The 14,895-nt window shown below is 66.9% G+C and carries 14 protein-coding genes; 7 read left to right on the forward strand and 7 right to left on the reverse strand.

What is annotated here, in order from left to right:
- Window positions 1-130: 130 nt before the first annotated feature.
- The gene (locus ACTJI8_RS13720) at window positions 131-1,333 is read right to left on the reverse strand and encodes a glycosyltransferase (RefSeq protein ID WP_440733990.1); all 1,203 of its coding nucleotides are present in this window, start codon (window positions 1,331-1,333) and stop codon (window positions 131-133) included.
- Window positions 1,334-1,722: 389 nt separating this feature from the next.
- Between ACTJI8_RS13720 and rplM the strand changes: the two genes are divergently transcribed.
- The 7 genes from rplM to ACTJI8_RS13755 all read left to right on the forward strand — a co-directional run bounded on the left by rplM (window position 1,723) and on the right by ACTJI8_RS13755 (window position 7,899).
- Window positions 1,723-2,169, forward strand: a complete 447-nt coding sequence (rplM, locus tag ACTJI8_RS13725; protein ID WP_091742431.1) for a 50S ribosomal protein L13 — start codon at window positions 1,723-1,725, stop codon at window positions 2,167-2,169.
- Between the two features lie 26 nt (window positions 2,170-2,195).
- A complete protein-coding gene (gene rpsI, locus ACTJI8_RS13730; protein ID WP_233312318.1) occupies window positions 2,196-2,678 on the forward strand; it encodes a 30S ribosomal protein S9 in 483 nt (160 codons plus the stop codon).
- Window positions 2,679-2,693: 15 nt separating this feature from the next.
- Window positions 2,694-4,049, forward strand: a complete 1,356-nt coding sequence (glmM, locus tag ACTJI8_RS13735; RefSeq protein ID WP_440733991.1) for a phosphoglucosamine mutase — start codon at window positions 2,694-2,696, stop codon at window positions 4,047-4,049.
- Window positions 4,050-4,144: 95 nt separating this feature from the next.
- Window positions 4,145-4,591: a VanZ family protein gene (locus tag ACTJI8_RS13740; protein ID WP_440733992.1), complete on the forward strand. Its 447-nt coding sequence runs from the start codon at window positions 4,145-4,147 to the stop codon at window positions 4,589-4,591.
- Between the two features lie 224 nt (window positions 4,592-4,815).
- Entirely contained in the window at window positions 4,816-6,273 is a 1,458-nt protein-coding gene (locus ACTJI8_RS13745; protein WP_440733993.1) for a sugar transferase, read from the forward strand.
- A 17-nt stretch (window positions 6,274-6,290) separates the two neighbouring features.
- On the forward strand, window positions 6,291-7,394 hold the full coding sequence (locus ACTJI8_RS13750; RefSeq protein ID WP_440733994.1) for a glycosyltransferase: 1,104 nt from the start codon (window positions 6,291-6,293) through the stop codon (window positions 7,392-7,394).
- A 28-nt stretch (window positions 7,395-7,422) separates the two neighbouring features.
- Window positions 7,423-7,899: a VanZ family protein gene (locus ACTJI8_RS13755; protein ID WP_440733995.1), complete on the forward strand. Its 477-nt coding sequence runs from the start codon at window positions 7,423-7,425 to the stop codon at window positions 7,897-7,899.
- Window positions 7,900-7,909: 10 nt separating this feature from the next.
- On the opposite strand, the gene ACTJI8_RS13760 is transcribed toward ACTJI8_RS13755, so the two are convergent.
- The 6 genes from ACTJI8_RS13760 to ACTJI8_RS13785 all read right to left on the reverse strand — a co-directional run bounded on the left by ACTJI8_RS13760 (window position 7,910) and on the right by ACTJI8_RS13785 (window position 14,466).
- A complete protein-coding gene (locus ACTJI8_RS13760; RefSeq protein ID WP_440733996.1) occupies window positions 7,910-9,718 on the reverse strand; it encodes a DUF4012 domain-containing protein in 1,809 nt (602 codons plus the stop codon).
- Window positions 9,719-9,826: 108 nt separating this feature from the next.
- Window positions 9,827-10,816, reverse strand: a complete 990-nt coding sequence (locus tag ACTJI8_RS13765; protein WP_440734096.1) for a Gfo/Idh/MocA family oxidoreductase — start codon at window positions 10,814-10,816, stop codon at window positions 9,827-9,829.
- A complete protein-coding gene (locus tag ACTJI8_RS13770; protein ID WP_440733997.1) occupies window positions 10,813-11,910 on the reverse strand; it encodes a DegT/DnrJ/EryC1/StrS family aminotransferase in 1,098 nt (365 codons plus the stop codon). Before ACTJI8_RS13770 ends, ACTJI8_RS13765 begins: the two co-directional genes overlap by 4 nt.
- A complete protein-coding gene (locus ACTJI8_RS13775; protein ID WP_440733998.1) occupies window positions 11,907-12,500 on the reverse strand; it encodes a DapH/DapD/GlmU-related protein in 594 nt (197 codons plus the stop codon). Before ACTJI8_RS13775 ends, ACTJI8_RS13770 begins: the two co-directional genes overlap by 4 nt.
- 54 nt (window positions 12,501-12,554) lie before the next feature.
- On the reverse strand, window positions 12,555-13,847 hold the full coding sequence (locus ACTJI8_RS13780; protein ID WP_440733999.1) for a nucleotide sugar dehydrogenase: 1,293 nt from the start codon (window positions 13,845-13,847) through the stop codon (window positions 12,555-12,557).
- A gap of 76 nt (window positions 13,848-13,923) precedes the next feature.
- On the reverse strand, window positions 13,924-14,466 hold the full coding sequence (locus ACTJI8_RS13785; RefSeq protein WP_440734000.1) for a serine acetyltransferase: 543 nt from the start codon (window positions 14,464-14,466) through the stop codon (window positions 13,924-13,926).
- Window positions 14,467-14,895: the final 429 nt, after the last annotated feature.

Genomic DNA, 14,895 nt, shown 5'->3' on the forward strand with positions numbered 1-14,895 from the left:
GCCGGCCCCAGGTCTGCAGGCCCTGAAGCTCCTGAAGAGACCGCCCCCGGAGCAGCCCGCTCGTGCGCGACGCGATCAGGCACGCCGACGTGCGCCGGACTCGCGACGAGAAGAGCCCGGCCACACACTCCTAGAGGCGCGGCTGCTCGCCCCGGCGCACTCCCAGCTCGTCCACCAGATCCCGCATTCGCGCCTCACCCGCGACCGGCGAGAACTCCGCGAACCAGCGCTCGAACAGCGGCCCCCGGTGCGGAGAGATCGCCCCCGTCACCACGTCGGCGATGCGGTCGGCCAGCGCCGCGGCGTCGCCGGCGGGCACGACCTGCGCAGCGCCGCCGACCACCTCGGGCAGCGCGCCCGCATCGCTCACGATCAGCGGAACCCTGGCCGCCATCGCCTCGGCAGCGACCAACCCGAACGACTCCGGGATCACCGACGGCACCACAAGCAGGTCGATCGTGTCGAAGAAGTCGGCGGCGTCGACCCAGCCTGCGCGATGCGTGAGCCGGGCGACCGCGCCGAGCGCGTCCTCCATCACCACGAGGTCCTCCTCGCGCACGGCTTCCGGCTCCCCCGCGAGCACGAGCCGGAAGCGGTCCGGCATGCGCTCCTCGAGCAGGGCGACGGCGGCGGCGAGCACATGCACGCCCTTCTCCAGTCCGAGCTGCCCGAGGAAGCCGATGCGGATCCGTCCGTTCTTGTCGGGATCCGGCTTGGCCCGGCGGATCCGCTCCGTCCAGTTCGGCAGCACGAGCGCATCGGGCACGGCCTCCAGCATCGCCCGCGACGGCACAAGGGTCGCGACGGCGCCGCGACGGGCGAGCGGCGACAGGATCCAGCGGATGCCGGTCGGCTCCTGATGCAGGTGCACCAGTCGCCCGGCGCGACGCACCGTGGCGAGCGACGGCACCAGGCCGTTGCACCAGAGCAGGCCGTCGGGACGCTCGCGGTCCCATCGGCGCAGTGCCCACATCCACAGGTACCGGTTGCTGGCGGCGAGCCCGATCACGGGCACCCTCCGGCGCACGGCCTCGTCCAGCAGGGGCGACGGCGCGGGCACCACCGCGGTGACATCGACGCCGAGCTCGCGCAGCGCCTCTGCCATGCGCAGCAGCATGACCTCCGCCCCGCCGAGGTCGCCGCTGTCCGCGGCGAGGAAGACCCGCTCGAAGCGGGCCGGATCGCGGCGCACGGCCCAGCTCGCGCCTTCGGCGAGCGCCCAGGTCTCGGCGGGCTCGAGCAGCGGCGTGAGGATCGCGCGACCGCGCTCCTCGACCGGCTCGTCGATCCCCGGTGTTCCGACCGTGCGAAGCGGTCGTGCAGCGTCACTCATCGGTGCCTCCCCAAGTGGCACAGAAGATGCCTCCCACAGGCACCGCAGCCTCGGGTGGGCTGCACTCCGCACGATACGTCAGAACGCAGGCGTCCGAAAGCGTCTTCAGCAAAGCCGCAGATGACACGATCATGACGCGACCGCAGCCGGAGCCCATCGCGTCAACGAGCCCGGGGACCCTTGTCGTTTTGGGGGATCCGGATCCATACCGTAAGCTTTCTCTTTGGTGTGCGATCACTGCTGGTCGCACCCGCGAACGTGAGCCCTCCACTGGCGTGTTCACCTCACCCGCTTCCCGGGCCCTTCGACAGGCTCAGGGACCGGGCGGGAGAACCACCCCGGAGTGGGATTCACGAACCTCTCCGTTCGATCAAGAAAGCAGCACTATTGTGACGCGCACTTACACCCCCAAGGCCGGGCAGGTCCAGCGTGACTGGGTCGTCATCGACGCCACCGACGTCGTTCTCGGTCGCCTCGCCTCGCACGCCGCCGCGCTCCTGCGTGGCAAGCACAAGGCCACCTTCGCCAACCACATCGACTCGGGTGACTTCGTCATCATCGTGAACGCCGACAAGGTCGCGCTCACCGGTCAGAAGCTCCAGAAGAAGATCGCCTACCGCCACTCCGGTTACCCGGGCGGGCTCAAGGCTGTCGCCTACTCCGAGCTGCTCGAGAAGAACCCGGTCCGCGCTGTGGAGAAGGCCATCCGCGGCATGCTCCCCAAGAACAGCCTCGGCCGCCAGCAGCTGGCGAAGCTCAAGGTCTACACCGGCTCCGAGCACCCGCACGCCGCTCAGCAGCCCAAGACGTACACCCTCGACCAGGTCGCCCAGTAAGCGCCGTTACGAATAAGGACATACTCGTGGCTGACATCGAAACCACCGAATTCCCGCAGAACTTCTCGACGGAGACCCCTGAGGCCGCTGCCGTCGAGACCGCTCCGCGCCCCGTTCTCAACGTCCCCGGCGCTGCCGTGGGCCGTCGCAAGCAGGCCATCGCCCGCGTGCGCCTCGTCCCCGGCGCCGGCACCATCACGGTGAACGGCCGCACCATCGAGGACTACTTCCCGAACAAGCTGCACCAGCAGCTGATCAACGACCCGTTCACGGTGCTGAACCTCGCGGGCTCGTACGACGTGATCGCCCGTATCTCCGGCGGTGGCCCCTCGGGCCAGGCCGGCGCTCTGCGCCTGGGCATCGCCCGTGCGCTGAACGAGATCGACGCCGAGAACAACCGCCCGACCCTGAAGAAGGCCGGCTTCCTCTCGCGCGACGCTCGCGTCAAGGAGCGCAAGAAGGCCGGTCTCAAGAAGGCCCGCAAGGCGCCTCAGTACTCGAAGCGCTAAACCGTACAGTCCTCTATGGCTCTGTTCGGTACGGACGGGGTGCGGGGGCTGGCCAACGGCCCCCTCACCGCCGATATCGCGCTCACCCTGGCCCAGGCGACAGCTGTCGTCCTGGGCCAGGGCCGTATTGCCGAGGCTCGCAAGGCCGCCGGCAAGCGTCTCACCGCCGTGGTCGCCCGCGACCCCCGCATCTCGGGGCACTTCCTCAGCGCCGCCGTCGAGGCGGGTCTCGCCTCCTCCGGGGTCGATGTGCTCGACGCGGGCACGCTGCCGACCCCGGCCGCGGCGTTCCTCATCGCCGACATCGACGCCGACTTCGGCGTGATGATCTCGGCGTCGCACAACCCGGCGCCCGACAACGGCATCAAGATCTTCGCCCGTGGCGGAGTGAAGCTGCCCGACCTCGTCGAGCAGCGCATCGAAGAGGCGATGGCCGGCGAGAAGCTGCGCCCCACGGGAGCCGACGTCGGCCGCGTGCGCCGCTTCTCCGACGCCGAAGATCGTTACGTGATGCACCTTCTGGCCTCGCTGCCGCACCGGCTCGACGGCCTCCACGTCGTGCTGGACTGCGCGCACGGCGCAGCGTCCGGGGCCTCCCCCGAGGCGTTCCGCAACGCAGGCGCCCGGGTGACCGTGATCGGTGCGGATCCTGACGGGATCAACATCAACGACGGCGTCGGATCCACGCATCTCGACAAGCTCGCGGCCGAGGTCATCCGCGTCGGCGCCGATGTCGGCATCGCGCACGACGGCGACGCCGACCGCTGCCTCGCGGTCGACGCCGACGGGAACATCGTCGACGGCGACCAGATCATGGCGATCCTCGCGGTCGCCATGAAGGACCGCGGCCGCCTGGTCGAGAACACCCTCGTCGCCACCGTCATGAGCAACCTGGGCCTGCACGTCGCGATGCGCGAGCACGGCATCACCGTGCGCCAGACAGCTGTCGGCGACCGCTATGTGCTCGAGGACATGAACGCCGGCGGGTACTCGCTGGGCGGCGAGCAGTCCGGGCACGTCATCATGAGCGACTTCGCCACCACCGGAGACGGCGTGCTCACCGGCCTGCACCTGGTGGCCGAGATGGCCCGCCAGAAGAAGTCGCTGGCCGAGCTCGCCTCGATCATGACCGTGTATCCGCAGAAGCTCGTGAACGTCAAGGGCGTCGACCGCACCCGGACCGACGACGAGCACCTGCAGAAGGCTGTGCAAGCAGTGGAGGCCGAGCTCGGCGACACCGGCCGCGTGCTGCTGCGCCCCTCGGGCACCGAGCAGCTCGTGCGCGTGATGGTAGAGGCCGCCGACGAGGTGTCCGCCCACGAGTACGCGCATCAGCTCGCCGAGGTCGTGCGCGAGCGACTCGCGCTCTGACATCCGCACCATCCAGAACGGCCGCACAGGATTCCTGTGCGGCCGTTCTGTCACAATGAACGTTCTGCCGCGTTGAGGATCCTGGGGGTGAAGGCGTGAGCGATTCCCCGCCGACCGCTGTGCCGTTCTGGCATCGGCTGACCACGTGGGCGCTCGTCTACGGCGCCGTCGTCGCCGTCATCGTCTTCTCCCCGTATCCGTTCCTCTCCGTGTTCGACCCGCTGATCCACAGGATCGGCGCGGTGATCCCGGGACTCACGCTGGTCCGCGCCGAGTTCATCGCGAACATCGCGATGTTCGTACCGTTCGGTATCTTCCTGTCCGTGTTCCTCCCGCGGCGCAGGTATCTCGTACTGCCGATCGGGTTCGTCACCACCGTGACCATCGAGACGGTGCAGGGCCTCTTCCTGATGTCCCGCAGCGACTCCGTGCTCGACATCCTGTCCAACACCGCGGGCGCGGCCATCGGACTCCTCCTCGTCGAGCTGATCGACGCGTCCCGGCGCCGATCCCGCAGAATCACGCGACCCGACGGCACCTGAACGCACATCCGATATTCCGCGGTCTGGATTCTCCGGCGACTCCGGGTTAGCATGAAGCCACGTTCACATCCTTTGGGAGGATGAGGGCGGCGACTCCGCGGCTGATCGACCCGAAAGATCAGCCTTGAGTCGGTGAGCGACGTCGGCTGTGGGAAGCCGGTGCTCTGGGGAGGATGGCGAGCGCCATCCGCCGTTGTGGGAACGGTTCTGGGGAGTTCTGGGGAGTGTTTGAAAAAGTCGATCTTGTAGCGACGTCTCATACCGTCGCGCAGTGGCGTCACTCGTACGCCACACGTCTCGCCATCACGGACACGGTCGTCGTGTTCGCGTCCGTGATGTTCGCACAGGTCGTGAGATTCGGATTCGGTGACTCGCATGTCGTCGGTCTGAATCTTCTCGACACCGAGCTCGGATACTCGATGTTCTCGATCGGGCTCGCTCTCGCCTGGCTGCTGTCTTTGCGGCTGACAGGATCTCGCAATCCGAAGCTCGTCGGAGGCGGCTCGCTGGAGTACAAGCGCGTCATGGACGCCAGCGTGCGACTGTTCGGCGTGCTGGCGATCCTCGCCTTCGGATTCCAGCTGCAGATCGCGCGCGGCTACGTGCTGGTCGCGTTCCCGATCGGACTGGGGCTGTTGTTCCTCGCCCGCTGGCAGTGGCGCCGCTGGCTTCTGAAGCAGCGCACCGCCGGCCGATACGCGCATCACGCGGTGCTGCTCGGCGAGCGCGAGAAGTCTCGGCACGTCGGCGCGTCCATCCTGCGCGAGCCGGGGTTGGGCGTGCGGCTGCTGGGCGCCATCACCGAGAACGGGAGCGATCGGGACCTGCTCCCCGACGTGCCGGTGATCGGCGGGTTCGACCACGCGATCGAGGCGATCCGCGCGTCGGGCGCCGACACCGTCGTCTACAGCGGATCCGATCGGATCAGCCCCGAGGCGCTGCAGGAGCTCGGCTGGGAGCTCGAGGAGGCGAAGATCGAACTGCTGGTCGCCCCCGCCCTCACGGGTGTCGCCGGCCCGCGCCTGCACTCGAACCCGACGCCGGGACTGCCGCTCATCCAGGTCGACTATCCGACGTTCGAGGGCATGAAGTACGTGGCCAAGCGCACGCTCGACATCGTCGCGTCCAGCCTCGCTCTGGTCGTGCTGAGCCCGCTGTTCGCCATCATCGCCCTGCTGGTCCGCCAGGACGGCGGCAGTGCCCTGTTCCGGCAGCAGCGCATCGGCGTCGACGGCCGGCGCTTCGAGATGCTGAAGTTCCGGACCATGGTCGTCGACGCGGAGGACCGGCTGCCGACGCTGCTGGACCACACCGACGGCAACGGCGTGCTCTTCAAGATGCGACACGATCCGCGGGTGACTCCGCTGGGGCGCCTGCTGCGCCGGCACAGCCTCGATGAGCTTCCGCAGCTGGTCAACGTGCTGCGAGGCAACATGTCGCTCGTCGGACCCCGCCCGCCGCTCGCGAGCGAGGTCGAGCACTACGACTACCGGATGCAGCGCCGCTTCCTGGTGCGCCCCGGCCTCACCGGCCTCTGGCAGGTGAACGGCCGCTCCGACCTCTCCTGGGATGACAGCGTGCGACTCGACCTGTTCTACGTCGAGAACTGGTCGCTCACCGGCGACCTGATCATCCTGTGGCGGACCCTGAGGGTGGTGTCGACGGGGGTCGGCGCCTACTGAAGGCCGAGGCGCGCAACGTGTCGGGGTTGATCGTCACCGAGTGGATCGAGCGGTCCGGCGGGGCGGAGCGGGTTCTGGATGCCATGGGCGAGGTGTTTCCCGATTCGGAGATCTTCTGCCTGTGGAACGATGCGCCCGAGCGGTTCGCGAAGGGTCGCGTCTCCCAGTCGTGGCTCTCCCGGACGCCATTCCGCAAGCACAAGGCGGCGTCGCTCCCGCTGCTGGATGCGACGTGGCGTCGCGTGGCCGTACGGGACGACCACGAATGGGTGCTGGCCAGCTCTTACGTCTTCGCTCATCACGTGCGGGTGCCGGATCCGTCCGTGCCGAAGTTCGTCTACGCGCACAGCCCCGCCCGGTATCTCTGGGATCCGGAGTCGGACGAGCGCGGCCGGCATGCGCTCGTCCGCGCGGTCTCCCCCCTGTTCCGCGGGATCGATCGCCGTCGGGCGCAGGAGGCCACGACGATCGCCGCCAACAGCCGGTTCGTGCGGGACAGGATCGCCAAGGCATGGAATCGCGACGCCGTCGTGATCCATCCTCCGGTCGCCGTCGAAGCGATCCGCGCCCAGTCTGACTGGCGCACGCAGGTCGTCGATGCCGACGAACGTCGGATCCTCGAGCGGCTGCCGCAGACCTTCGTCATGGGGGCGTCTCGTTTCACCCCGTACAAGGCGCTGGATCTCGTCATCGACGCGGCCGACCGGGTCGGGCTGCCCGCGGTCATCGTCGGGCGCGGGCCGGATGAGCTGCGCCTGCGGGCGCGCGCCGCAGAAGCTCGGGTCCCGGTCGAGTTCGTGATCGGGCCCTCGGATGCCCTCATGTACGCCCTGATGCAGCAGAGCTCGGTACTGGTCTTCCCTCCCATCGAGGATTTCGGGATCGTGCCGGTCGAAGCCCAGGCCGCGGGCACCCCCGTCGTCACGGGACCGGTCGGCGGTCAGATCGAGACGATCGTGCCGGGCGTCTCCGGAGTGATCGCCGCGTCCGCGGATCCGAACGATCTGGCCGCCGGCATCGAAGCGGCTCTGCGCCTCGAGCCGTTCGACTCGCGGATCCTGAGTGAGCGGTTCGGGGCGGACCGCTTCGCCCGTGAACTGCAGGAGTTCGTCCAGGTCTGAGCTTGGCGGGCCGCCTATCCTGCTGCTCGTGCCCCTTGCCTCACCGCCGACGACCGCCGACCGACGCCGATCGCGCGCAGTGCATGGACGTGTCGCCCTCATCGCCCGGTGGCTGCTCGCGCCGTACGCGATCGCCGTGCTGCTGCTCACCTGGCTGCCCGCGGAGGAAGCCGGCAAGGTGACCGGCATCGTCGCTGTGCTCGCCCGCTTGGTCGCGGCGTGGGGTGCGCCGTTCGAGGCCGCCTACACCGTGCTCGAGTTCGCGGCGAACATCGCCCTGTTCGTGCCGCTGGGGGTGCTGCTGGTCGCCGGCTGGCAGCGGATACCCCCGGGCGTGATCGTCGCGGTGGGGTGCGCCGCCAGCACCGTCATCGAACTCGTTCAGCTGGCCCTCCCGAGCCGCTACTCGACGCTCTCCGACGTGATCGCCAACACGCTCGGCACGGCCGTCGGCCTGGTGATCGCGCGGGCGTTGCTGCGCCGGTCGCGCGCCGACGAGGCGTGAAGCGCCCGACCTACTTGCAGGTCGGCTCGACAGTTGTCGGCGTCGCGCGAGACATAGGTGTCGTCCAGACCTTAAGCGGGCCGCCCGGACCCGGTGCGGTGAACTCGACGTTCACCGTGTGCGTGTCGGCGAAGTGACTGAGGACCTCGATCTTCACTGCAGGCCGCCCGAGGTGTTCGCCCTGGCTCATCGGCGTCACGGGCTGGCCGTCGACGGTGATACTCGCGAGCGAGCCGCCGGCCGGACCGTAGAACACGACATAGCTGCTGATGTCACCCGCTGCGAAGTACGGGCCCTTGATGTACGGCGGCAGCTGGCTTGCCGCATCCTCGGTCAGACTCGATGTGAGCGTCATCGTGCTCTTGACGGCCTGATCCGTGCGGCAGGCATCGATCTTCATGTCCAGGTAGTAGCTCTTCTTCGACCCCGTGTTGTCGTTCAGATAGACGCCCAGAACGCTCTGTTCTTTGTCGTCCGCCGGCATGATTCCGCTCATCCGCGAGTTGTCGACCAGCTTTGTCTGCTGCGGGTCATTGCTCAGGTAGAGCAGCCGGCCCTCGTCGGACGCGCGGAACAGGGCCTGGATCAGCTTCACCGGCGACGCTTTGCCCGAAGTGACGGCGCTGAAGATGGTGTCTGCGGCCGAGGCGAAGAACGCATCTTGCTCGGGCCCCGTGGGATATCTGAAGTACACCTCATTGAGCAGCAGCGGCACAGCGTTCTGCGCGTTCAACTGATCGCCAGTTGCCAGAGTCACCGGACCCGTCGCCTCAAGGATGTAGGAGAGCGTGACCGGGTCGATCGACAGCACAGCGTCGAAGTTCGTCCCAACATCCCTCGCCCACCATGCGCGCAGGATCTGGACCGCATATGGCAGATTCGGCACCATCGTGAAGTCGGGCGTGTAGCGGCCGATCTTGTCGCCGAAGATGTTGACGGCCTGCGGATCCAAATCCATGACGGGATCGGGACTTCCTTGGCGCTTGAAGTCAGCGCTGCTCACGACCGTGCCGCGCGTAATCGTGCCGTTGTCCACGGTGATCGGCAGGAACTGTGCGGCATTCCCGCCGAGGCTCCGCGCTTCGGAGTTGCCCTGGAACATCAGCAGGTAGGTGCGCGGGCCCTTCGCCCCGAGGGCATCCGGCAGAACGCTCAGCACCTCTCGCGCGGTACTCATGGTCGGCTTCAGCTTCGTCAGCTCGGAGTCGAGCCTGTCGACCCCGTCGGCGACAGGACCGACGAGCTGGGCCTTGTCGACCTTGCGGAGGTCGGCCGTCGCCTTCTGGATCCCGGCATCGACGGAATCGAAAGTCTTCGAGAGCGCGGTGATCGATGCGGGGTCGATCCGCCCATCGGCGATGTTGAGATCGCTCAGCTTCACGCTTGCCGCGGGCCGGACGACGTCGGTGGCGAGGCCGTCCGTCACTTCGGCGACGGTGCGGACAGCAGAGAGATTGGATCCGACGACCGGAAGCTTCTCTGCGAAGCTCCACTGCCACCCCTTCGTCGCCGCGACCGCAGCTGCGGTCTGCGCCGACACGGTCGCAGAGCTCTTGGCCGCGGCGTCGAGATCGCCGGCGAGCACCGACTCCTGCACCTGCTGCACACCGGTCATCGCCGCCTCCAGGTGGCTGCGGGCAGACATCGCCTTGTCGTAGACCTGCTTGCCGATGATCCCGCCGACCACGGCCATCACGACGAGGACGAGGAACACGCCGCCCACGATCCAGGGCCAGATCCGACGGCGTCGGGGCTTGGCCTCGCGGCGTTCCGCCTTGCGATCGCGGAGCTCACGGCGCGAGGAAGGCGTGCTACTCATGACTACATCCAACCATCACGAGCAGAAGCGCTTTGGCCACGGATTCACAGCAAGCAGGACCGCGTGCTTTCGCTTTCCTCTCGATGACGAGACCCACGACGATGCGAACTAGCCGATCTTGACAGTCTCCATCAGCCTGGCCGACTCCAACGCCGCCTCCACGACGGCGAGCGTGCGAAGCCCCTGCTCCATGGTCACCACGTCGGAACGCTCACCCAGCACCGCATCCCGGAAGGCCTCATGCTCCACGCGAAGCGGCTCCCGCTTGGTGAACGCGTATCGGATGACGTCCCCTTCGGAGACGCCGCGGAAACTCGACACCGACTCCCACTCGAGTGGAATCGTGCCGTTCGCGAAAAACGTGAGATCGCCGGTCGCGGTGTCAGCGACGAACGCGCCCTTCTCCCCCGTCACGACGGTCACCCGCTCCTTCATCGGGCTCAGCCAGTTCACGATGTTGTTCACGATCACGCCGCTCTCCGTGCGCCCCGTGATCGTGATCATGTCCTCGTGCTCACGACCGCTCTTGAACGCGGTCTGCGCGAACACGCGCTCATAGTCGGACTGCACGACCCATGCCGTCAGGTCCACGTCGTGCGACGCGAGGTCCTTGGCGACGCCGACATCCGCGATCCGAGACGGGAAGGGGCCCTGACGCCGCGTGACCACCTGGTAGACCGCACCCAGCTCGCCCGCTTCGAGCCGCCGGCGCAGCTCCTGCAAAGCGGGGTTGAAGCGCTCGATGTGCCCCACTGCCCCGACCAGACCGGCCTGCGAGAACGCGTCGACCATACGCCGTCCCGCGTCGATGGTGTGCGCAATCGGCTTCTCGACGAGAGCGTGTACGCCGGCTGCCGCGAGCTTGAGCGCCGCTTCCTCGTGGAATCGAGTCGGCACCGCGACGACGGCGGTATCGAGACCCGCGTCGATCAGGGCGTCGATGTCAGGCAGGATCTCCAGATCACCGGCCACTCCGTGCGGATCCCCACCCGGGTCCGCGATCGCGACGAGCTCGACGCCCTCGATCTCGCGCAGCACGCGCGCATGGTGGCGCCCCATCATGCCGACGCCGAGCAGGCCGGCGCGCAACGCCATCAGGCGCCCGCTCCTGCGACGACGTTCACCGCGGCCACGATGCGCTCGAGGTCGTTCTGCGAAAGCGACGGATGCACAGGCAGGGAGACGACTTCGCGAGCTGCGCGCTCGGTCTCGGGCAACTCCAGCCCCGGCGCGAAACGCGTCAGCGACGGCAGACGGTGGTTCGGGATCGGGTAATAGACCCCCGCGCCCACCCCGTGCTCCTCCTTGAGCGCTTTCACAAACCCGTCCCGGTCCTCCGGAACGCGAACCGTGTACTGGTGATACACGTGCACCGCACCTTCGGCCACAGGTGGAACGACCACGCCCTGCAAGTTGGCGTCGAGGTACGCGGCGTTCTCCCGGCGCGTCGTGGTCCAGCCGTCGACCTTCGTCAGCTGCACGCGACCGATCGCCGCGTGGATGTCGGTCATGCGCGCGTTGAATCCGATGACCTCGTTCTCGTACTGCCGCTCCATACCCTGGTTCCGCAGCAGCTTGACCATACGTGCGATCTCGTCGGTCGCGGTCGAGACCATCCCGCCCTCACCGCTGGTCATATTCTTGGTCGGGTAGAGGCTGAACATCGCGAACTCGCCAAAGGTCCCGACGGGCCGTCCATCGAGTGCAGCGCCATGTGCCTGTGCCGCGTCCTCGTACAACGCGATGCCGCTCTCGGCAGCGAGCGCTTCCAGCTCACGCATGCGGGCGGGGTGTCCGTAGAGATGAACCGGCAGCACGCCCTTGGTGTTTGGCGTGACCGCCGCGGCGACCGCATCCGGGTCGAGCGTGAACGTGTCGGGCTCGATGTCGACGAAGACCGGAGTCGCCCCGGTGAGCGCGACGGAATTGCCCGTCGCGGCGAAGGTGAAGGACGGCACGATGACCTCGTCGCCGGGACCGACCCCGGCAGCGAGCAGACCGAGGTGAAGGCCCGCCGTTCCGGAGTTCACGGCAACGGCCGGACGTCCCTGCACGAAGTGCGCAGAGAACTCGGCCTCGAAGGCCGCGACCTCGGGTCCTTGCGCGACCATGCCGCTGCGGAGGACTCGATCGACGGCTTCACGCTCGTCGTCGCCGATGATCGGCTTGGCGGGGGGAATGAAGTCGCTCACGCGTTCTCCTTCGTCAGGGTGCCGCTCTGCTCACGGTAGGTAGTGCCGTTCTGGGGACAGATCCAAGTGCCGGCCTCATCGCTCGCGATCAGGGGTAAACCGGCCTCTCCGACCCAGCCGATGCGCTTCGCGGGAACCCCCGCGACGAGCGCGTAGGCGGGGACGTCCTTGACGACGACCGCGCCTGCGGCAACGGTCGCCCACGCGCCGATCGTCACTGGAGCGACGCACGTGGCCCGTGCTCCGATGGCCGCGCCTGTCTCGATCGTCACGCCGACCGGTTCCCAGTCATGCGCACTCTTGCGCGTTCCGTCAGGGTTAATCGCCCGCGGGTAGGTGTCGTTGGTGAGGACAACCGCGGGGCCGATGAAGACCCCATCGGCGAGACGTGCGGGTTCATAGACGAGCGCATAATTCTGCACTTTGCAGTTGTCGCCCATCACCACACCCGTGCCGACATACGCGCCTCTGCCGATGATGCAGTTCTCGCCCAGCCGGGCTTGCTCCCGCACCTGCGCAAGGTGCCAGATCGACGACCCTGCTCCGATCTCCGCATCATCCGACACGTCGGCCGACTCGACGATCCGCACGTCAACTCTTTCGATCACTCTTCAGCACCCCCCGTTCGATGAAAATCCAGAGTGTCAGGCGGATCCGACGACGATTCGAGGCGTGCCGGCCCAGAGCACGGCGTCGCTCGCCGCTCGCCCGTCGACGAGCAGCCTCACGCCGGGGATCTGCGCAGGTGACAGCGTGCGATAGTCGGCGTGGTCGGTCTGCAGCACCGCGACGTCCGCGGCCTCGCCGATCGCGAAGGGCTCGAGACCAAGCCCGCGCAGCTCATCGTCCGTGTACAGCGGGTCATGCACGCGGACGTCGGCGCCCCGCTGGCGCAGTGCCTGCACTGTCGGGAACACTCCCGAGAACGCCGTCTCCTTCACGCCACCGCGGTACGCCGCGCCCAGCACGACGGCCGTCAGGCCGGAGAGGGAACCAAGAATCGACTCCGCCTGCGCTACCAGGCGTTCCGGCATCGACGCATTGAGCTGGCGCGCCGTTCGCACGATGTCCGCGCCCGGGTCGGTCGACAGGTACAGACGCGGGTAGACGGGGATGCAATGTCCGCCCACGGCGATGCCGGGACGATGGATGTGGCTGTACGGCTGCGAGTTGCACGCCTCGATGACCTTGTAGACGTCGATCCCGTTCGCGGCTGCGAACAGACCGAACTGGTTCGCGAGGCCGATGTTCACATCGCGGTACGTCGTCTCCGCGAGCTTCGCCATCTCCGAAGCTTCGGTCGTCCCCAGATCCCATACGCCGTTGGGACGAGCAAGGTCAGGGCGCTCGTCGAACTGAAGAACCGCCTCATAGAACTCACGCGCACGCCGAGATCCCTCGGGCGAGAGTGCGCCAATCAGCTTCGGGTATTTGCGCAGGTCTGCGAATACTCGACCGGTGAGCACTCGTTCCGGAGAGTAGGCAAGGTGGAAGTCGACGCCCTCCGTCAGCCCTGAGCCCGCCTCAAGCATCGGCTTCCACCGATCGCGTGTCGTGCCGACCGGCAGGGTCGTCTCATACGAGACGAGCGTTCCCGCCGTGAGGTGCTCCGCCAGGGACGCGGTCGCCGCATCCATGTATTTGAAATCGGGTTCCCAGGTCTCGTCGTTCACGAAGACCGGGGCGACCAGCACTACCGCGTCGGCTCCGGGGATCGCCTCGGCGTAGTCGGTGGTCGCACGGAGGCGGCCCGACGGAATCAACTCGGCGAGCTTCTCCTGCAGGTGTGCCTCGCCGGGAAACGGCTCCAGCCCCCGGTTAATCGTGTCGACAGCCTTCTGATTGACGTCGACGCCGATCACGTCATGGCCCGACGAAGCGAACTGGACAGCGAGGGGAAGCCCGATCTTTCCCAGGGCCACGACGGCGATGCGCATGGGAAACATCCTAATGGAAGCCCTCGAGCTTTCCTCAGCCGTTACAGTCCTACGCAAAGCAAGCATTGCACCCAGCTCAGCTTGCGGACGACTTTCGCACAAGAGGCTTGGCGGGCACTCCGACGAGAGTCAGGCCGGCTTCGGGCCAGGACTTAGTGACAACGGCATTTGCACCGACCGAAACATCGTCACCCAAACGAATCGGACCGAAGATCCGTGCCCCTGGTCCAATATACGCGTTATCGCCAATTGTGGGCGCCGCATCACTAAAGCCTCGAGCGGTTCCGATGCTCGTACTCGGGTGAATGCGACAATTTGCGCCAATGCGCGCGCCACCATTCACAGCAATCGTTCCATAGTGAGCAATTGCGAGCCCAGGGCCAAAGGTATTAGGGGAAATCGAAAAACCCAAACGACGGGCGCGCCTCCTAAATATGAAGCGTGCCCACAATATAGCCATCCGGCTTCGCCCCGTATTCATACAGTACTCCACACGACGCATCGAGCGCTGGTAAGCCCAGATATCGTGGATCAAAAGGTCGCGAAACCCTCCCGAAAGCCCTAACGCGCGCCGATCTTCGTCGATATAGCGAAGATAGTCATCGTGATTGCGGATCATGAACCAAGGCTAACTTATCGAAGAGAGGGAGAGGCCTAGAAGCTCATCGAACCGAACTACCCCGGCCTGCTGAAGATGTAGTGTGCAGCGGCACGCAAGCCCCTTCCCCAGCGTTGCCTTTGAAAGCGCCATGACTCCAGCGTGTTTGGTACTACTTCGCCGTCGTTACGGGAGATCTCGGTGCGGGGAACCCACAGAGCCCGCGCGAGGAGTCCAGGTCGCGCTGGCCATCGCGTCGCACGGAATTGCAACCACCACCCCAGCGTCGAGCCCTCCTCGGCGAAGGTGGAGTTCAAGTTCCATCTGCGCTGCTGATCGATTGAAGCGTCCTCCACGAGGGCGCCCACGTCCAAAGCGCCGAGCAGTTCACGTAGAACCCAGACCGCGCCGCCTTCCCGAGCAATCCGATAGAACTCTTCCTGATCCTGG

This window comes from Microbacterium sp. 22303 (assembly GCF_052045265.1).
Lineage (GTDB): Bacteria > Actinomycetota > Actinomycetes > Actinomycetales > Microbacteriaceae > Microbacterium.

Excerpts from the sequence above, each read along its gene's own strand:
- ACTJI8_RS13720 (WP_440733990.1), bottom strand. The coding sequence starts at position 1,333 with ATGAGTGACGCTGCACGACCGCTTCGCACGGTCGGAACACCGGGGATC.
- glmM (WP_440733991.1), top strand. The coding sequence starts at position 2,694 with ATGGCTCTGTTCGGTACGGACGGGGTGCGGGGGCTGGCCAACGGCCCC.
- ACTJI8_RS13760 (WP_440733996.1), bottom strand. The coding sequence starts at position 9,718 with ATGAGTAGCACGCCTTCCTCGCGCCGTGAGCTCCGCGATCGCAAGGCG.
- ACTJI8_RS13780 (WP_440733999.1), bottom strand. The coding sequence starts at position 13,847 with ATGCGCATCGCCGTCGTGGCCCTGGGAAAGATCGGGCTTCCCCTCGCT.
- ACTJI8_RS13785 (WP_440734000.1), bottom strand. The coding sequence starts at position 14,466 with ATGATCCGCAATCACGATGACTATCTTCGCTATATCGACGAAGATCGG.